The sequence below is a fragment of the Pseudomonas sp. Tav-5-1A genome (genome assembly GCF_055755055.1).
In genome coordinates, this window is record NZ_CM146901.1 from 3,821,068 (window position 1) to 3,839,323 (window position 18,256).

At 64.0% G+C, this 18,256-nt stretch carries 21 protein-coding genes; 7 read left to right on the forward strand and 14 right to left on the reverse strand.

The window, feature by feature from the left end; translation table 11 throughout:
• Positions 1–24 precede the first annotated feature (24 nt).
• Positions 25–1,389 carry a carbohydrate porin gene (locus AC0J42_RS17330; RefSeq protein WP_473002655.1) on the forward strand — a complete coding sequence of 455 codons (1,365 nt, stop codon included), beginning with the start codon at positions 25–27 and terminating at the stop codon, positions 1,387–1,389.
• A gap of 51 nt (positions 1,390–1,440) precedes the next feature.
• Complete coding sequence (locus AC0J42_RS17335) at positions 1,441–2,220, forward strand: transporter substrate-binding domain-containing protein (RefSeq protein WP_473002657.1); 780 nt, start codon at positions 1,441–1,443, stop codon at positions 2,218–2,220.
• A 123-nt stretch (positions 2,221–2,343) separates the two neighbouring features.
• On the opposite strand, the gene AC0J42_RS17340 is transcribed toward AC0J42_RS17335, so the two are convergent.
• The gene (locus tag AC0J42_RS17340; RefSeq protein ID WP_473002658.1) at positions 2,344–2,820 is read right to left on the reverse strand and encodes a BRO-N domain-containing protein; all 477 of its coding nucleotides are present in this window, start codon (positions 2,818–2,820) and stop codon (positions 2,344–2,346) included.
• A gap of 299 nt (positions 2,821–3,119) precedes the next feature.
• Positions 3,120–4,010: a bestrophin family protein gene (locus AC0J42_RS17345; protein WP_416424802.1), complete on the reverse strand. Its 891-nt coding sequence runs from the start codon at positions 4,008–4,010 to the stop codon at positions 3,120–3,122.
• A gap of 73 nt (positions 4,011–4,083) precedes the next feature.
• Between AC0J42_RS17345 and AC0J42_RS17350 the strand changes: the two genes are divergently transcribed.
• Entirely contained in the window at positions 4,084–4,809 is a 726-nt protein-coding gene (locus AC0J42_RS17350; RefSeq protein ID WP_473002659.1) for an MBL fold metallo-hydrolase, read from the forward strand.
• Here the strand turns inward: AC0J42_RS17350 and AC0J42_RS17355 are convergent.
• Positions 4,800–5,681 (reverse strand): LysR substrate-binding domain-containing protein, encoded by an 882-nt coding sequence (locus AC0J42_RS17355; RefSeq protein WP_416424804.1) that lies wholly within the window; start codon positions 5,679–5,681, stop codon positions 4,800–4,802. The two genes, AC0J42_RS17350 and AC0J42_RS17355, sit on opposite strands and share 10 nt — an antisense overlap.
• Positions 5,682–5,792: 111 nt before the next feature.
• On the opposite strand from AC0J42_RS17355, the gene AC0J42_RS17360 reads away from it, so the two are divergent.
• The gene (locus AC0J42_RS17360; protein WP_416424805.1) at positions 5,793–6,368 is read left to right on the forward strand and encodes a nuclear transport factor 2 family protein; all 576 of its coding nucleotides are present in this window, start codon (positions 5,793–5,795) and stop codon (positions 6,366–6,368) included.
• A gap of 27 nt (positions 6,369–6,395) precedes the next feature.
• Here AC0J42_RS17360 and AC0J42_RS17365 read toward each other — a convergent pair whose 3' ends face one another.
• The 5 genes from AC0J42_RS17365 to lspA all read right to left on the reverse strand — a co-directional run bounded on the left by AC0J42_RS17365 (position 6,396) and on the right by lspA (position 9,026).
• Positions 6,396–7,181, reverse strand: a complete 786-nt coding sequence (locus tag AC0J42_RS17365; RefSeq protein ID WP_416424806.1) for a sulfite exporter TauE/SafE family protein — start codon at positions 7,179–7,181, stop codon at positions 6,396–6,398.
• Positions 7,182–7,295: 114 nt separating this feature from the next.
• Positions 7,296–7,721 carry a type II toxin-antitoxin system VapC family toxin gene (locus AC0J42_RS17370; protein ID WP_416424807.1) on the reverse strand — a complete coding sequence of 142 codons (426 nt, stop codon included), beginning with the start codon at positions 7,719–7,721 and terminating at the stop codon, positions 7,296–7,298.
• On the reverse strand, positions 7,718–7,960 hold the full coding sequence (locus tag AC0J42_RS17375; RefSeq protein WP_416424808.1) for a FitA-like ribbon-helix-helix domain-containing protein: 243 nt from the start codon (positions 7,958–7,960) through the stop codon (positions 7,718–7,720). Before AC0J42_RS17375 ends, AC0J42_RS17370 begins: the two co-directional genes overlap by 4 nt.
• Positions 7,961–8,207: 247 nt before the next feature.
• A complete protein-coding gene (locus AC0J42_RS17380; RefSeq protein ID WP_473002661.1) occupies positions 8,208–8,489 on the reverse strand; it encodes a chorismate mutase in 282 nt (93 codons plus the stop codon).
• A gap of 36 nt (positions 8,490–8,525) precedes the next feature.
• Positions 8,526–9,026: a signal peptidase II gene (lspA, locus tag AC0J42_RS17385; RefSeq protein WP_473002662.1), complete on the reverse strand. Its 501-nt coding sequence runs from the start codon at positions 9,024–9,026 to the stop codon at positions 8,526–8,528.
• Between the two features lie 163 nt (positions 9,027–9,189).
• Here lspA and AC0J42_RS17390 point away from each other — a divergent pair, with 163 nt between their 5' ends.
• Complete coding sequence (locus AC0J42_RS17390) at positions 9,190–9,861, forward strand: TetR/AcrR family transcriptional regulator (RefSeq protein WP_416424811.1); 672 nt, start codon at positions 9,190–9,192, stop codon at positions 9,859–9,861.
• Positions 9,830–10,807 (forward strand): zinc-binding dehydrogenase, encoded by a 978-nt coding sequence (locus AC0J42_RS17395; protein WP_473002664.1) that lies wholly within the window; start codon positions 9,830–9,832, stop codon positions 10,805–10,807. Before AC0J42_RS17390 ends, AC0J42_RS17395 begins: the two co-directional genes overlap by 32 nt.
• Positions 10,808–10,913: 106 nt before the next feature.
• Here the strand turns inward: AC0J42_RS17395 and AC0J42_RS17400 are convergent, their stop codons facing one another.
• The 4 genes from AC0J42_RS17400 to AC0J42_RS17415 form a co-directional block, all read right to left on the reverse strand.
• Entirely contained in the window at positions 10,914–12,206 is a 1,293-nt protein-coding gene (locus AC0J42_RS17400; RefSeq protein WP_473002665.1) for an MFS transporter, read from the reverse strand.
• 26 nt (positions 12,207–12,232) lie between these two features.
• Entirely contained in the window at positions 12,233–12,625 is a 393-nt protein-coding gene (locus AC0J42_RS17405; RefSeq protein WP_473002666.1) for a tautomerase family protein, read from the reverse strand.
• Between the two features lie 92 nt (positions 12,626–12,717).
• On the reverse strand, positions 12,718–13,086 hold the full coding sequence (locus AC0J42_RS17410) for an SMI1/KNR4 family protein (RefSeq protein WP_473002667.1): 369 nt from the start codon (positions 13,084–13,086) through the stop codon (positions 12,718–12,720).
• Between the two features lie 69 nt (positions 13,087–13,155).
• Positions 13,156–14,373, reverse strand: a complete 1,218-nt coding sequence (locus AC0J42_RS17415) for a sugar transporter (protein ID WP_473002669.1) — start codon at positions 14,371–14,373, stop codon at positions 13,156–13,158.
• 803 nt (positions 14,374–15,176) lie between these two features.
• On the opposite strand from AC0J42_RS17415, the gene AC0J42_RS17420 reads away from it, so the two are divergent.
• Positions 15,177–16,339, forward strand: a protein-coding gene (locus AC0J42_RS17420; RefSeq protein WP_473002671.1) for an IS3 family transposase whose coding sequence is annotated in 2 segments (ribosomal slippage) — positions 15,177–15,432 and positions 15,432–16,339 — 1,164 coding nt in all. Because the reading frame shifts where the segments join, the coding sequence is not laid out codon by codon here.
• Between the two features lie 68 nt (positions 16,340–16,407).
• Here the strand turns inward: AC0J42_RS17420 and AC0J42_RS17425 are convergent.
• Together AC0J42_RS17425 and AC0J42_RS17430 are read right to left on the reverse strand one after the other, a co-directional pair.
• The gene (locus tag AC0J42_RS17425) at positions 16,408–17,268 is read right to left on the reverse strand and encodes an IS3 family transposase (protein WP_473002672.1); all 861 of its coding nucleotides are present in this window, start codon (positions 17,266–17,268) and stop codon (positions 16,408–16,410) included.
• Positions 17,265–17,558, reverse strand: coding sequence for a transposase (locus AC0J42_RS17430; RefSeq protein ID WP_473002674.1), 294 nt, complete (start codon positions 17,556–17,558; stop codon positions 17,265–17,267). Before AC0J42_RS17430 ends, AC0J42_RS17425 begins: the two co-directional genes overlap by 4 nt.
• Positions 17,559–18,256 lie beyond the last annotated feature (698 nt).

The following is an 18,256-nucleotide window of genomic DNA, read 5'->3' on the forward strand; positions in this document are numbered from 1 at the left end:
ACAACAACAATTTGGAGTGTGCCCATGCCCCGCGTCCCTGCGCTCGCGGGCAGCGCCCTGCTGCTCGCCGTCCACAGCCACGCCTTCGCCGCCGACGCCGACATCCCCGCCGGCACCGTGCTGCAGAACATCAGCCTGCCGACCCAGGCCGCCACCACGCCCGGCAGCGCCGACCAGGGCTGGCTGGCCGAGCACGGTATTTTCCCCACCGCCAAGCTGCAGGAGTCGCTGTTCACCAGCCACAGCCTGGGTGTACAGACCGGCACGACCGAGCTGATTTCATCCTACTCCCTGGGCCTGGAACTGGACCTGGGCAAGCTGCTGGATATACCCGGTGGCGCCCTGCATATCGAGACCGTGCGCAACTACGGGCGCAGCAACAACGCCGTGGGCGGCACCGTGGGCGCCTACCCGCTGGCGCAGATCCCGCAGAACGCGCCCAAGCGCGACGTGCCGGTGTTCACTTACGAACAGCGGCTGCTGGGCAACCGCCTGGACCTGGAAGTGGGCCGCAAGAACGTGGTGTGGTTCTTCATCGACGAGTTTTCGCTGTGGGAGAACTTCAGCCGCCTCACCCAGTACACCTGGCTGGTGCTGCCGCCGCCCTACGCCACCTGGAGCGCCCGCGCCAAATACCGCTTCGGCGAGCACGGCTACCTGCAGGCCGGCGCCTGGGAATACAACACCGGGCTGTGGGGCATGGACGGCTGGAACTGGCGCACCACCCAGGCCACCGGCGTCACCTCGCTGCTGACCCTGGGCTACGCCGACCGCCAGGGCGCGCTGCCGGCCCACGCCGAGCTGACCGGCTATTACCTCAACGCGCCGGAGGACGACCCCTACTACACCGTGGCCGGCACCTCGCAGGTGCTCGACAGCAGCCAGGCGGCGCAAAGCCACAAGGGTGCCAACGGCCTGATCGCCAGCGCCGGCAAGGTGGTGCAGCGCTTCGACGCCGAACAGGCGCTGTACCTGTTCGCCAGCGCCGGGGCCAACAATTCCACCTGGATCAACAGCGGCGTCAGCGCCGATGCCTACGCCGGTGCCTCCTGGCTCAACCCCTTCGGCCGCCACGACGACGTGCTGGGCGTGAAGGTGGAATACAACCGCCTCAGCGCCCGCAAGCAAAAGCTGCTGGAAGACGCCAACCTGGCCAGCGGCGGCAGCGGCTACAGCGGTGGGCGCGACAGCCAGTTCGTCGAGCTGTTCGCCCACCTCAACCTGGGCCGCTACCTCAGTGTCGACCCGTATGTGGCCTACGGCTTCAACGCTAACACCGCCTTCGACCCCTACACCGCGCAAACCTCACATGACGGTTGGGTGTTCGGCACCGTGCTCACCGTCAACCTCGGTGCACTGGCCGGGTTGCCCGCGCCGCGCATGGACTGAGCCTGGCGGCTGTGATTTCATCGGCGCACGCCTACAACAAGAGAGCCACCGATGAAGCGTCTGCACGCCCCCGTTCTACTGGCCGCCCTGCTGCCTGCACTGGCCCTGGCCGACACCCCGCCCTCGCGCCTGGAACAGATCCAACAGCGCGGCCAGTTGAACGTCTGCACCACCGGCGACTACAAGCCCTACACCTTCAGAAAGGCCGATGGCAGCTACGAAGGCATCGACGTCACCCTGGCGCAAAACCTGGCCCAGAGCCTGGGCGCCACGGTGCAGTGGGTGCCCACCACCTGGAAAACCCTGATGCCCGATTTTCTCGCCGGCCAGTGCGACCTCGCCCTGGGCGGCATCTCGGTGACCCTGGCGCGGCAGAAGCAGGCGTGGTTCAGCAGCACCCTGGACGTGGACGGCAAGGTGCCGCTGGTGCGTTGCGAAGACCAGGCCAAGTACCAGCGCATCGAGCAGATCAACCGCCCCCAGGTGCGGGTGATCGAACCGGCCGGTGGCACCAACGAAGCCTTCGTCCACGCCTACCTGCCCAAGGCGCAGCTGAGCCTGCACGACAACGTGACGATCTTTGAAGAATTGCGCCAGCACAAGGCCGACGTGATGATCACCGACGCCTCCGAGGCGCTGTACCACCAGAAACTGCAGCCGGGGCTGTGCGCGGTGAACCCGGCGCAATACATGCAATACGGTGAAAAAGCCTACCTGCTGCCCCAGGGCGACCTCACCTGGAAGCTGTACGTGGACCAATGGCTGCACCTGGCCAAGGCCACCGGCACCTACCGCCAGGCCCAAACCCAATGGCTCCCCACCGCGCCGTAACCGCGGCGCCTGGGACGCGGCCTGCGGCCGCTACATCCTGTGGGAGCTGGCTTGCCAGCGAGCTGTTGGGGCCTAAAAGCTCGCTGGCAAGCCAGCTCCCACAAGACAGTTGCTGCTACGGGGTTATGCCCATACGCGCCACCACGGCGCTTTCTGCGGGCGGCTGATGGGCAGCACCTCGGGCATATCACGCAAACGAATCCACGGTTCATCCTGCCAATACAGCACCTTCACCTGCCCGCCATGGGCGCACATGGCCGTCACCGCCGGCACCTCGCCGGGGGCCATGCGCCGCAGCGTCGGCACCACTTCCAGCGTCAGCCACTGGCGCAACGCGCGGTTTTCCGGCATCTGGCTGTGCATGATCAAGGTCACCGCGCCGGTCTCGCTTACCAGCAGGTGCCGGCCCCACTCGCCGTCCAGCTGCACCCACGCCTCGCGGTGCTGGTCGGCGTCCAGGCTGCGGATGCGCCGCTCCACGAAGTGCACGCCCATCAGCCGGCCCAGGTCGTGCAGGCACAGCCAGGCCTGGTCCTCGATCATCAGCGCGCGCAAGGGCAGTTGGTGGCGGAAAAAGGTGGTGGCGACGAAGGTGGCCATGGCGGAAGCTCCTTGCGGGTGAAGGGCTGCCACGGTGGTTGGGGATTGGGGTGGCAGCTGCGTGCAGGTTAGCGAACCGGGCGGTACCGGCAGACTCGAAAGTCTCCCACACGCAGCTGCCATAACACTTATCGCAGGCGTGGGAGCCTGAAACAAGCGGTATGGTGCTGCAGTGTTCCGCGCAGGTCGCTAAACCTGATCCCCGAGGCTTCGGAGACGGTGCGCAGGGTAAGGGCGCACCGGGCAAGGTGGCAATCGAAGGAGTGTTAAGGGTTGTGTCGATCCCCGTGCGCGTTGCCTCAATCAATCAACTCCGCATGCTGCGCCTGGCGCTGCATCGACTCCAGGTTCTTTTCGATGGTCTCGCAGATGGCGTCCATCTTGATCTGGTGCTCGCTGGGCTTGAACGGGCTTTGCAGGTCGGTGCCGATGCGCTCGATGGCCAGCAGCATGAAGCCCACCACGGTGGAGGCCAGGGGCGTGTACCACTCCAGCGACTCCACCAGGCCCACCGGCACGATCAGGCAGAACACCGAGATGAACAGCCGCGGGAAGTACACGTAGGGGTACGGCAGCGGCGTGTTGCCGATGCGCTCCAGGCCGCCCTGGCTGTTCGATAAATCCACCAGGGTCGACTCCAGCCGCGCCAGACGGATGCTGTCCAGGCGCCCGGCCTTGTACTCGCGGGCCAGCAGGTTGGCCGAGCCGTTGAGAATGTCGTTGGCGAAGTTGTTGGAGCTGGCGCTGCGCTCGAACTCGTCGGCGCGCACGAAGGCCTTCAGCTCCGGCGGGCACTGGCTGCCCTTGAGCGCAGCGGCCAGGCTGTTGACGTAGGCCACGTGGCGGCGCAGCAGCGTGGCTTTCACCGGGTTGGCGTCGCCGTTCTCGTCGTCGATCAGGGTCAGCACCTGCCGGGCGAAGCTGCGCGAGCTGTTTACCAGCCCGCCCCACAGGGTGCGCGCCTCCCACCAGCGGTTGTAGGCGCTGCTGTTGCGAAAACTGATCAGCACCACCAGCGCCGAACCGAGCAGGGTCAGGGGCATCAGCGGCAGGGTGACCTTGCTGTTGAGGTAGAGCATGAAGTCCACGGTCACCAGGATGTCCCAGATCAGCAGCCAGAACAGCGCCCAGCCCACGTAGCCCAGGGTCTTGATGATCAGGCGGTACTTCTTGATGATGGCGTCTTTCAAAAGCGTTAACCTCCCAGAGTCCACACCTTCGGACGCCCATTCCCGGCGAAGGTTCGCCGCAAGGTCCCGCCCCATGCGCATCGTCACCCCTGAACAATGGTTCGAAGTACAGCCGCTGGCCGACGGCGTGAAGCTGATTCACGAGCCGTTCATCAAGCCGTTCTACCGCTGCAACCTGTGGCACATCAGCGGCCGCGACCGCGACGTGCTGGTGGACACCGGCTCAGGGCTGGTGAGCCTGCGCCAGCAGTTGCCCTGGCTGACCGAGCGGCCGCTGCTGGCGGTGGCCAGCCACAGCCACTTCGACCACATCGCCGGCCACCACGAGTTCAGTGACCGCCTGGCGCACCCGGCCGAAGCCGATATCATGGCCGCCCCGCGCAACGACCTGACCCTGGCCGACCTGTGCATCGGCGACCCAATGTTCGACGCCCACCCCGGCTGCCCGCTGTGCTACGAGGAATACCGGGTGAAGGCGGCGCCGGTCACCCGCCTGATCGACGAAGGCGACGTGCTGGACCTTGGCGACCGGGTGCTGGAAGTGCTGCACACCCCCGGCCATTCGCCGGGCGGCATCTGCCTGTGGGAGGCGGCCAGCGGCACGCTGTTCTCCGGCGACATCATCTACGACGGCCCGCTGATCGAGGACGCCTACCACTCCAACCTCGAGCAGTACCGCGCCAGCCTCGAGCGGCTGCAAAACCTGCCGGTGCGTACCGTGCACGGCGGCCACTTCCCGAGTTTTTCCGGGGAGCGCCTGCGCGCAATGATCCACGACTGGCTGGCCGCTCACCCCTGAGCGCGGGCCAGGGCCAGGTACGCCTGCACCGCACCACTGGTTTCATCCGGGCGGCTGAGCATGCTCAGTTCGGTGTGCATGCCGGCGATGGCCAGCGGCTTGTACACCAGCTGCGCCAGGGCCACCTGCACCAGCGGTTCGGGCACCAGCGCCAGGCCCAGGCCCGCGGCGGCCAGGGCCAATACGGTGAGGCTGTTGCCGGCGCGGTGGGCCACCTTGAGGCTGCCGCCCAGGGCCTCGCGCAGGCTGGCTTCCAGACTGCGGTCGTGGGGGTCGGCGGCGTACAGAATCATCGGCTCATCGTGCAGCATCGCTGCGGTCAGCAGCGGCTCGCCGGCCAACCGGTGGCTGCGCTCCATGGCCATCAGCAAGGGCCAGCGGCCTACCGCGTCCAGGCGCAGCGGCACGGCCTCGCCCACCACCTGCGCCGGGGTGTAGCCGATGTCCAGCTGGCCGGCCAGCAGCGCCTCGCCCTGGCGTGACGGCGCCACCTCTTCCACCACCAACTCGGCGTCCGGGTAGGCGGCGTGGAAGGCGCGCAGGTCGCTCATCAGCTTGCCGCTGAACACCGCGTTGCCGGCAAAGCCCACCCGCACCCGTCCGGTCTCGCCACGCAGCGAGCGCTGCACGGTCAACCGCGCATGCTCGGCCTGCTCCAGGGTGCGCCGGGCCTGCTCGCGAAAGGCCTCGCCGGCCTCGGTCAGGCGCACCTGGCGGCTGGTGCGCACGAACAGCGGGCCGCCCAGTTCCTCCTCCAGCGCGCGAATCTGCATGCTCAGCGCCGACTGCACGATGTGCACGCGCTCGGCGGCACGGCCGAAATGGCCCTCTTCCGCCACGGCGAGAAAGTACCGCAAGTGCCGCAGTTCCATGGTCGCCCTCAATCAATCATTTAAAGTGATGGATCTGTCAGATCTATCTATTTGAGGTTAACCGCAAACCGGCAGAAGCTGAAGCCCTCACCCACTGAACCGGAACACACCATGAGCCACACCCTGGAAGACCGCCAACAGATCACCGACCTGATTACCGGCTGGATGCACCGCGACCTCGGCAACTGGGACGAGTTGCGCAACCTGTTCCACCCCGACGGCACCGTCGCCGTGACCTGGTTCGAAGGCCTGGCCAGCGACTTCATCGACGGCTCCATCCGCATGGGCGCCTCGACCCTGCGCAACAAGCACTTCATCGCCACGCCCATGGTGACTTTCCACGGCGACAAGGCCATCGCCGAGACCAACTCGATGATCATCGGCGAAGACACCCGCCTGAACCTGGGCTGCAACACCCACGCACGCTTCTACGACCTGGTGGAAAAACGCGACGGCCAGTGGAAGCTGTTCAAGCGCCAGGCCGTCTATGACATGGGCTACTTCACCTTCCCCCTGGGCCCGGTCGAGATCGACAGCGCCGTGGTGGCCAAGTACCCGCGTGAATACGCCAGCCTGGCGTACCTGCTGGAGAAGGCCGGCTTCCCGTTGGGCCGGGTGTTCGCCACCCGTGGCAGTGAGTTGGAACAACAGATGCGCGAACACGCCAAGGCCTGGCTGCACGCGTAAGGCGACGGCGGGCGCAAGCCCGCCGTATCAGAAGGCCAGCTTGTAGCCGATGGACAGCAGCATGAACGCCAGGCACGGGCGCAGCACCGCATCGGGAATGCGCCCGGTGAGCTGGCTGCCCAGGTAGATGCCGGGCAGCGAGCCCATCAGCAGGAAGCCCAGCAGTTCCCAGTTCATGTTGCCCATGCTGGCGTGGCCCAGGCCCGCCACCAGGGTCAGCGGCACGGCGTGGGCAATCTCGGTGCCTACAAGGCGCCGGGTAGGCAGCAGCGGGTAAAGGATAAACAGCGCCACGGTGCCCAGGGCGCCGGCGCCGATGGAAGTCAGGGCCACCATGGTGCCCAGCACCAGGCCCGTGATCACCGTCAGCACGTTCAGGCGCGTGCCGCTGAACAGCGACTTGTCCCCGCCACGGCGGTGGGCGAACGCCAGCAGCTTGTGCTTGAACAGCACCGCCGCCGAGGTCAGCAGCAGCACATAGCCCAACGCCTGGGTGATCAGGCCGTTGAGGGCCTTGGGGTTGGTGTCGAAGCTCTTCAGGAACCACAGCGTCAGCGCCACCGCCGGCACGCTGCCCAGGGTCAACCAGCCGGTCACGCCCCAGTCGATGTTCTTGTTCTTGCGGTGCACCAGCACGCCACCGGACTTGGTGATGGCCGCATACAGCAGGTCAGTGCCCACGGCCGTGGCCGGGTTGATGCCGAACCACAACAGGATAGGGGTCATCAGCGAACCGCCGCCGACACCGGTCATCCCTACTACAAAGCCGACGATAAGGCCTGCAACCACAAAACCGAAATTACCGACATCCATTGCTGAGCCTTAAACACGCGCAAAAACTGGCGGGCAGGATAGCCGCTTCCGTTATTAACGTTTAGATCGTTATTGACTATGGTTATAACCAAGCTGCGCGCCAAGCGCAGGCTGTCAGCGCATCGGCTCCCAAGGATTGATGAGTTCGATGGGCAGATGCTGAAAATCCTTTGTGTTGCGAGTGGCCAGGGTCACCTTGCGCGACGCGCAAATCGCCGCAATCTGCCCGTCTGCCATTGAAACAGCGCGCCCAGCCGCCCTGCTGTTGGCGATCAGCGCGGCGTACGCCATGGCGGCGTCGGCATCGAAGCTCAGAATGGCATCCGCGAAGTCGTCATTGAACATGGCGATGGCCTGGGTCTGCAGCCGGACCTTGCGCTGCCCGCTTGGCAGGCAGGCAAGCCCGAAGAGCACTTCTGCCACGGTGATGGAGGTGGTTGCCAAGTCACCGGCGTCCTGGTTGTCCAGCCATTCGAGGACATTGGCAGCCGGCGCCGGCCGCATGAGCTCCGAAAGCACGTTGGTGTCGAGGACAATCACCGGAAAAGATCTTCGCCCCGAGGCGCCTCCGAGCGATCCGGCAGCTCTAGCTCGATGGCGTCCTCGGCGAAGCGTGCGTGAATGCGGCTGCCGAACCCGCTTTTCGCGGGGGGTTTCACCAGCGCGCGACGGAGAAGCACCCGAGCTTCCTCCTCCATTGACCGATTATTGTTGGCGGCTTCGATGCGCAGCAACGCCTTCAGGCTGTCTTCGATGTTTCTGATGGTAATACTGGCCATGAGCGCCTCCACATTGCAATCAATGACATCATTGCAATCATAGCAGATGTCGGTGGCAACATTTGTCTTTGTGGGAGCTGGCTTGCCAGCGAGTTTTCAGGGCCTCAACAGCTCGCTGGCAAGCCAGCTCCCACAATACGTAGCAGCAACTATCTTGAACCAGCGTCGTCTGCGTCGCGATCGACGACGGTACACGCGCCCCGTAGTAGCGGCCTCCATGACGCAGCCTGGCGGCAGCTGCTACGGGTCAGTTGTTGCGCAGCGCCTTGTGGTTTTGCACCACTTCGTCGATGACCACGCGGAACACCCGTTGCACCACGTCTTCGCTAACGCCGTGCTGCGCCGCCAGCGCTGCGTAGCGCTCGGCCTGGCGGGCTTCGCGGGCCGGGTCCACGGCGTCGAGTTGTTGGCTGGCCTTGAGCTCGCCGACCTTTTGCGTGGCCACGAAGCGCTGGCCCAGCAGGCGGATCACCGCCTCGTCCAACGCGTCGATTTCCGCGCGAAGGGTGTTCAATTCATTGTCTTGCATGGTTCGTGTCCTGTTCAGCGGCGTCCCTGCCAAGGGTTATTTCTGCGCCTTGGGCGAGGCAAACATGTCCCAGGCCAGCGCCAGGGCGCCGGCGGTTATAGCGATGTCAGCGAGGTTGAACACGCCAGTGTGGGCGGCACCGACGTTGATAATCAGGTAATCCACCACGTGGCCGTCGCGGAACACGCGGTCGATCAGGTTGCCGGCGCCGCCCAGGGCGATGGCGTAGACGGCCAGCGCCTTGCCGGTGGCGGTGGCCCAGTGCTTCAGCGCCCAATAGCCCGCCCAACCGACCACTACGGCCACGCCGATGATGAAGATCAGTTGCTTGACCAACGGCGGCAGCGCGGCGCCTACGCTGAGGAACGCACCGGGGTTGAGGCTCAACGCCAGCGCCAGGTTGACGGGGTCGCTGCCAAATTTGAAGCTCTGGGTCTGCAAGGCTGCCAGGGCCAACAGCTTGACCAATTGATCGGCGACGATGAACGCCACCCCGACCAGCAGCACCCACGCGCGGTTCTTCATCCAGCCTTGCATGCACCACTCCCTGTAGAAAAAGCTGCCACCCGAGCGGGCCCAGCGCGGGCGCGACGATAGCGCAGGGGCAGCGGCGCGTCCATCCTACGGCGCCGTGGCGCAATGTCGCCATGCGAGCATTGGGCAGCTAGACGACAGGTCTGTTTCATGCATAATGGCTGGCATGACATTGACCAAGAAAGCCGAAGCCACCCGCCAGCACATCCTCGACACCGGCCAGCAGCTGGTGCTGCGCAAGGGATTCGTGGGCGTCGGGTTGCTGGAAATCCTCAAGGCCTGCGGGGTACCCAAGGGCTCGTTCTATCATTACTTCCCGTCCAAGGAAGCCTTCGGCTGCGCGCTGTTGCAGCAGTACGTGGCCCAGTACGGCCAGCGCTTGAACGCACTCCTGGCGGCCGACGGCAGCAGCGGCCGCGAGCGGCTGATGCGCTACTGGCAGGCGTGGCTCGCCGAGGCCGGGGAAGACGGCTGGGCTGAAGACTGCCTGGTGGTGAAACTGGCCGCCGAGGTGGCCGACCTCTCCGAAGACATGCGCCAGGTGCTGGACGCCGGCGTCGCCGCGCTGGTAGCGCGCCTGGCTGCGCTGATTCGCGAAGGCCGCGCCGACGGTTCGCTACCGGCAGGCGCCGAGCCCCTGGCGCTGGCCCAGGTGCTGTACCAGATGTGGCTGGGCGCCGCGCTGCTGGCCAAGCTGGGCCGCGACAAGACGCCTTTGCACCAGGCCCTGGCCGCCACCGGCGCGCTGCTGGCTTGCCACCCTACCCCTTCCCCCTCGCTGCCCATCCAACAACAAGGAGCTCCACATGCACAGTGCCCTGCACCCCACCTTTGGTGAGCCCGCCGACGTTCTCTGCCTGGGCGACAGCCCGCTGCCCGAGCCAGGCCCCGGCCAGGTCCGGATCAAGACGTTGCTGGCGCCGATCCACAACCACGACCTGTGGACCATCCGCGGCCAGTACGGCTACAAGCCGACGTTGCCGGCCATTGGCGGCAGCGAGGCGGTGGGCGTGATCGACGCCTTGGGCGCAGGCGTGGAAGGCATCGCCCTGGGCCAGCGCTTTGCCGTGGCCGCCGTGCATGGCACCTGGGCCGAGTATTTCCTTGCCCCCGCCAAGCTGCTGGTACCGCTGCCCCCGGCGATCGCCGACGAGGCTGCGGCGCAGCTGATTGCCATGCCCCTGAGCGCGCTGATGCTGCTGGAATTCCTTGAAGTGCAACCGGGCGATTTCATCCTGCAGAACACCGCCAACGGCGCGGTGGGCAAGACCCTGGCGATGCTGGCTGCCGCGCGCGGCATCAATACCATCAACCTGGTGCGCCGCGACGCCGGCGTGGCCGAGCTGACCGAACTGGGCATCGGCAACGCCGTGTCCACCGCCCAGGCCGGCTGGCAGGACAAGGTCCGCGCCATTGCCGGTGACGCGCCGATTCGTGCGGCCGTGGATTCGGTGGGCGGCAGCGCCGCCGGCGACCTGCTGGGGCTGCTGGCGGAGAACGGCCTGTTGGTGTCGTTCGGCTCCATGACCGGCGAGCCGATGCAGATCTCTTCCGGCGACCTGATCTTCAAGCAGGCCACGGTCAAGGGGTTCTGGGGCAGCACCGTGGGTGCGAAGTTGTCGGTGGACGAAAAGCGCCGGCTGATCGGCGAACTGCTGCGCCTGGCGGCCAGTGGCGAGCTGAAATTGCCGGTGGAAGCGATCTACGACCTGTCCGACGTGGCCCAGGCCGCAGCCGCCAGCCTGCAGCCCGGCCGCAAGGGCAAGATCCTGCTGCGCCCCTGATACCCCGAACTACAGGATTTCCGTAGCAGCGGCCGCAGGCCGCGTCCAAGGCACCGCGGTCTTGCAGGAAAACCGCATCAGGGCCGGACGCGGCCTGCGGCCGCTGCTACGCCCCTTGGGCCGCGGCGCGCTTGCGCAGTACCGGTATCGACAGCGCAATCAACGACGCCAGCACGCACAACATCCCGGCCACGAAGAACGCCGGGATGTAGCTGGCCATCAAGGTACGGGTCAGCCCTGCCCCGTACGCCGCGAACGCCGCCCCCAGCTGGTGGCCGGCAAACACCCAGCCAAAGACGATGTTGGCGCGCTCGCTGCCGAAGGTCTGCGCCACCAGCTTGACCGTGGGCGGCACCGTGGCGATCCAGTCCAGGCCATACAGCACCGCAAACAGCGACAACCCCCACACAGTGAAGTCGGTGAACGGCAGCATCATCAGCGCCACCCCGCGCAACCCGTAGTACCAGAACAGCAGCCAGCGGTTGTCGAAACGGTCGGACAGCCAGCCCGAGCCCACGGTGCCGAAGAAGTCGCAGATGCCCATCATCGCCAGGATGCCCGCCGCGCTGGTGGCCACCAGGCCATAGTCGCCGCACAGGCTGATGAAGTGGGTCTGCACCAGGCCGTTGGTACTGGCGCCGCAGACGAAGAAGGTCAGGAACAGCACCCAGAAGGTCCAGCTGCCACTGACGTCGCGCAGCACCCGCCAGGGGCTGATCAGCATCGCCAGCAAGCTCGCGGCGCCGGCAGGTGCGGGCGCCACCGCACTGTCGCCGTACGCCGGCAGGTTCATGTCCGCCGGGCGGTCACGCAGCAGCATCACCACCGCCACGGCCGCCACCGCCATGGCGCAGCAGATGAACGACAGCCCCACCCGCCAGCCATGATGCTCGGTGAGCGACGCCAGCAACGGCATGAACACCAGCTGCCCGGTGGCGGTGCTGGCCGATAGCAGCCCCACCACCAGGCCGCGGCGCTGGCTGAACCAGCGCGTGGCCACGGTGGCGCCCAGCACCATGGCGGTGAGCCCGGTGCCCACGCCGATGACCACGCCCCACAGCAGCACCAGCTGCCAGAATTGCGTCATGACCATCGACCCCAATAGCCCGCACAACACCACCGCCACGGCCACCAGCACCACCCGGCGCAGGCCGAAGTAGTTCATGAAGGCCGCGGCGAACGGCCCCATCAGGCCAAACAGGGCGAAGCGCACGGCCAGCGCCGAGGAGATCTGCGCGCTGCTCCAGCCGAACTCGCGCTCCAGCGGCACGATGAACACGCCCGGCGCGCCCATGGCGCCGGCCATCACCAGCATGGTCAAAAAGGTCACGGCCGCCACGACCCAGCCGTAGTGGACGTTGCGCGGCGCCAGGCGGCTGGCGACAAAGGTGGAAAGCATGCTCGTTCCTTCAGGGGCCGTGGCCGTCAATGAGTCGGTGCGTACTGCATCTCGCCCTGGCCGAACGACCAGTCTTCGCGGTTGACCTCCACCAGGCTGATCCACACGTCGTCCTTGCGAATGCCGGTGCGCTCGTGGATACCGCTGGCCACCGCCTGGTAGAAGGCTTTTTTAACTTCGGTGCTGCGCCCGGTGTTCCAGGTCACCTGGATGAACACGATGCCGGGTGTGTAGCTGACGCCCAGGTAGCCTTCGGCCGGGTACACCAACTCGTCGCTGGCATGGCGGCTGATGATCTGGAACTTGTCATGGGCCGGCACGTTGGCGGTGCGGGTCATGGCCTCGTAGACCACATCGCTGATGGCCTTGAGGGTGTCGGTGGAGGTGTCCTTGGCTACATCGATGCGCACGAGCGGCATGGCGGCGTTCCTTTTGTCATTGTTAAATAGATGATGAACAACCTTTATACGAGCAATGTTTTACAACATGTTGCCATAACCTGCAAGCACGCTCAGTCGTCGTTCACGCACACCTGTTCATGCCACACCTTGAAGCTCGACCAGCGCGGTTGCGGCGGCCCCTGGCGCGACCAGTACAGCACCTGGCCGCGGGCATTGACGCAGAAATAGTCGCCATCGGCTTCGATGAAGGGCAGCAGGTCGCGAGGCACGCCCTGGTGCTTCCAGGCCGTGTGGGCGATATCGATCAGGTCCAGCTCAGCCGAACCCGGCAACACCACGGCAGGCTCGAAGGCGGCGTTGGCGACATCACTGCCGCCCTTGAGGAAGGCCCGGTAGGCCTCGGGGAAGTCCATGCCCAGGCGCTGTTCGGCAGCGTCTATCTCGGCATCGGTGGGAATACGGAACGGGTCGTGACGCATAGGCAAGTGTCCTCATGGCGCATGAGGACACTAAAGCACGGATCCACGCCCGTGGGAAACCGCCGCGGCTCAGGCCTCGCGGGGCTGCCCCACCGGCACCGGGGCCTTGGGCAGGCCATAGCGGTGGGTGATGATGCCGCACCACACCAGCCCGGCCAACGCCAGCACGCCGCCCACCACGCCGACGTTGGCCACGCCCATGTGGCTGCTGACCACGCTGCCCAGCAGCGCGCCGCCGCCGATGCCGACGTTGTAGATGCCCGAATGCAGGGCCATGGCCACGTCGGTGGCGTCCGGCGCCAGGGACAGCACCTTGGCCTGCAGGATCAGGCCGAAGCACATGATCGACATGCCCCACACCACGCTCATGCTGCCCAACCCGGCAGGGTGCCCGGCCAGCGGCAACAGCAGCGCCAGGCACAGGGCCAGGGCGGCGATGGCGAAGACCAGCAGGCCACGGGGGAAGCGGTTGTTGAACAGGCTGAAGACGATCGAACCAATCACCCCGGCGCCGCCGAACAGCAGCAACAGCACGGTGGTCATCTCGCCACTCAGGTGCGCCACCAGCTGGGCGAACGGCTCGATGTAGCTGTAGGCGGTGAACTGCGCGGTCACCACCACGGCGGTCAGCAGGTACAGCGACATCAGCGCCGGGCGCTTGAAGATGATCGGCAGGCTCTGCAGCGAGCCGGAGTTCTGGCTGGGCAGCAACGGCAGCGACCGCGCCAGGATCAACACGGTCACCGCCGACACGCCGGCGATGGCCATGAAGGTCATGCGCCAGCCCAGCCACTCGCCCACCACCCGGCCCAGGGGAATGCCCAGCACCATGGCCAGCGAAGTACCAGTGGCCAACAGGCCCAGCGCCTGCACCTGCTTGCCCGCCGGCGCCACGCGCACTGCCAGCGACGCGGTGATCGACCAGAACACCGCGTGCGCCACGGCAATGCCGATACGGCTCACCAGCAGCACCGCAAAGCTGGGCGCCAGGCCCGACAGCACGTGGCTGGCGATGAACATCGCGAACACGAACATCAGCAGCTTGCGGCGCTCGATGTTGCGGGTCAGCAGCATCATCGGCAGCGACATCAACGACACCACCCAGGCATACACCGTCAACATCAGGCCGACCTGGGCCGTGGTCATCTGGAAACTGCCGCCGATGGCGCTCAACAGCCCCACCGGGACGAACTCCGTGGTGTTGAAGATAAAGGCGGCCAGCGCCAGGGCGATCACGCTCAGCCAGCTGCCGTTGCGGGTATCGGTGATGTTCATGGGTGCCGTCATTGCCTCCGCTGGATAAAGGCCTGCCCCCCGAAAAATCCACGCACGAACGCCCTGCCCGGGTGATGAATGCCCGGGCAGAGCGCTAGGTCAGATTCTTATGGGTATTGGGGGGTAAAGCCTGATGGGCGTGATTCTACGCTTCGGGCGGTGGGCTCACAACGGGGGGAGGCTTGATGTTGAGCGGTTGGCGACGACTGGGAGGGGGAAACCGTACAGCGCAGCACCGCCCCGCTCTTGCTCCTGCTCTTGCTCTTGCTCCTGCTCTTGCTCTTGCTCCTGCTCTTGCTCTTGCTCTTGCTCTTGCTCTTGCTCTTGCTCCTGCTCTTGCTTTGGCTTTGGCTTTGGCTTTGGCTTTGGCTTTTGATCTTGCTTTTGATCTTGGCCCCGTAAAGCGCCAGGGCCGACTGGAGGCGTCGATCAAGCGGTCCACGGCGTAGCCGGGGAAGACGGAACCGGAGGCGCTTCTATTCCGGGCCGTCGTCCGCTTGAGCGACGCCGGAGGGAGGGGACCCGTAGCGCAGCGAAGGGCCCAAGCAGGGGCAAGCCCTTTTTGGTGACTTTTTGGGGCGACTGCCAAAAAGTTACTCGGCGTAAGGCCGAAACGGTCGGTGGTCGCACCGCGAAAATGGATATGTCCAGAACCGTCAGAAGCAGGATCCGACAATCATGAACATATCCATTATCACGGGTGATGCAGAATCACCTTTCCGCCCTTACGGCGGCTCACTTTTTGTCAAACTGTAGTGGTCTAATGAAACCGGACACCCATTTAGGCGAGAATGCTCGCCACAGAGAGGTGTCTGATGACCAAGCAACGTCGTACCTTTACCCCTGAGTTCAAGCGCGAGGCTGCGTGCCTGGTGCTCGATCAAGGCTACAGCCATACCGAGGCAGCCCGTTCGCTTGGGCTGGTTGAGTCGGCCTTGCGTCGTTGGGTGAACCAGCTCCAGCAAGAACGTGGCGGTGTCACCCCGACCAGCAAGGCGTTAACACCTGAGCAGCAAAAAATCCAAGAATTGGAAGCCCGAATCAATCGTCTGGAACGGGAAAAATCGATCCTAAAAAAGGCTACCGCGCTCTTGATGGCCGAGGAACACGAGCGCTCGCGTTAGTCGATCGGCTTCGCTCCGAGGAGCCGGTTGATCTATTGTGCTCGGTATTTGAAGTCACCCGATCTTGCTACTACGCATACCTTCGAAAACGCCGATCCCCTGATGCCGAACGGGTGATTTTGCGCAGCCGCGTCAACGAACTGTTTACCCAAAGCCGAAGCGCTGCGGGCAGTCGAAGCATCATGCTGATGATGAAAGAGGACGGCATGCAAATCGGGCGATTCAAGGTACGTAAGTTGATGCGCGAGATGAACCTGATCAGCAAACAACCGGGCTCTCATGCCTACAAAAAGGCCACCGTGGAGCGACCCGATATCCCGAACGTACTTGATCGAGAGTTCAGCGTGGCATCCCCCAACAAGGTCTGGTGCGGTGACATCACGTACGTTTGGGCCGAAGGTCGATGGCACTATCTGGCAGCGGTGATCGATCTTTATGCCCGCCGGGTCGTAGGCTGGGCGTTCTCAGTCAAGCCTGACGCTGAGCTGGTGATCAAGGCATTGGATATGGCCTATGAGCAGCGTGGCCGGCCTCAGAATGTGCTATTTCACAGCGATCAGGGCAGCCAATACGGCAGCCGGAGTTTCCGCCAAAGACTATGGAGATACCGCTTCACGCAGAGCATGAGTCGGCGCGGCAACTGCCACGACAACGCGCCGATGGAGCGGCTATTTCGCAGCCTGAAAACTGAATGGATACCGACGGTGGGCTACATGAGCGCCGCGTTGGCTAAACAAGATATCGGTCGTTTTCTGATGGAACGGTACAACTGGCGGCGACCGCATCAATTCAACGAAGGATTAGCGCCTGCCGTTGCCGAGGAAAAACTTAACGCAGTGTCCGGGATCAGTTGACCACTACAAACGCCACAAAAAGTAAGCATGGGCCTGTCCCCCGTTAACGGACGCCAAGAAGCTGTTCATCACGCCGTCCGTCTCAACCCTTTCGCGTAGTCGTTCGGTGAACGATACCCCAGTGCCGAGTGCAGTCGGACGGCATTGTAAAACCCATGGATGTAGCTGGCGATCGATACATACGCCTGCTGTTTGCTGGGATAGGTCCCGCAAGCCTCCTCTCGTTTGAGTGTAGCGAAGAAGCTTTCGGCCACCGCGTTGTCCCAGCAGTTTCCCTTGCGACTCATGCTCTGCGTCACGCCTTTCGCAGCCAAGGTCTGGCGGAACCTTCCGCTGGCGTATTGACGTCCCTGATCAGAATGAAAAATCACTCCGCAAGCCCCCAGGCAGGCGTTCCAGGCGTTGATAAAAGCCCGTTCAACGAGTTCGTCTGGCATCCGGTCAGCGAAGCTGTAACCCAGTACCTGACGGGTTTGGATGCTCAACACCACTGCCAAATACATCCAGCCCTCTTTAGTTGGGATGTAGGTAATATCACTGACCCAGGCGGGCACGGCGCCATGCACCGAAAACTGACGATCAAGCAGATTGTTTGCCACAGGCTGAAAGTGATGACTATCGGTGGTGCACGGCACGTACCTGGCTCTGCCTTTGCTCTGGATGCCCTCTTCATGCATGAGGCGGCTAACCCGTTTAGGGCCCACGGCGTAAGCCTTCTGGCGTAGCGCTTGAACCAGTCGGGGCCGTCCGTAGGTTCCACGGCTGGCAGTGAAGACCTTATGCAGTTCAAGACGTAACTCTGCATCAGGGTCAGGACGGTTGCGCCGATGCCGGTAGTCGTAAAACCCTGAAACGGAGACACCCATGACCCGACACAGTGTGCGGACAGGGAATTGAGCCCGTTCTGCAGCGACGAAGGCGTATCTCACCTGGACTCTTTGGCGAAGAATACTGCCGCCTTTTTTAGGATTTCGCGCTCCAATTTGAGCTCGGCATTTTCGGCCCGGAGCCGTGCCAGTTCGCTGCTTTCCTTGGAGATGGGGCGACGATTGGGGGAGCTTGGCGCAAGCCCCTTTCGTGCTGCATCAACCCAGTTGTCCAACGTCTTGACGGAGATGTCGAGCTGACGGGCAGCTTCGGTTCGGCCCACCGATTCCGCGAGGGCTACAGCCTGCATTTTGAATTCATCGGTATAGTTACGGCGAGTACTTGGGTACATGGCAACCTCCAGGATGGCAATGTAAGTATCGCTTCTTGGCGTCCGTTGTCATGGGACAGGCCCAAAGTTACTCGGCGTAAGGCCGAAACGGTCGGTGGTCGCACCGCGAAAATGGATATGTCCAGAACCGTCAGAAGCAGGATCCGACAATCATGAACATATCCATTATCACGGGTGATGCAGAATCACCTTTCCGCCCTTACGGCGGCTCACTTTTTGTCAAACGCCACAAAAAGTAAGCAAAAAAGGCTTGCCCCTGCTTGGGCCCTACGCTGCGCTACGGGTCCCCTCCTTCCGGCGCCGCTCAACGGGCAGACGGCACCCGCTATAGAAGCCTGCGGGTTACCGTCTCTTCGGCCTGCGGCCTCGGCCCTTCGGGCAGCCCGTTGATCGACGCCTCCAGTCGGCCCGGGCGCTTTACGGGGCATACAATCAAGATCAAGAGCCAGATCAAAAGCAAAATCACAAGCCAGATCACAAGCCAAAGCAAAGGCGCTGCATTCCATTATCCTGAACACCCATGACGATTCCAGGCATAAAAAATTTAAAACATAGGGCGCCAAAACCGATAAAAACCCGAAAAACAAGGGCTTTCACGGCTAGAAACGAAAAATATTTTGGACGCAAATCACCGGGAAGTGTTTGACATAATAAACGGCTGTGGCAGGCTATCACCCAGGCTACCGACCGGCGTGGAC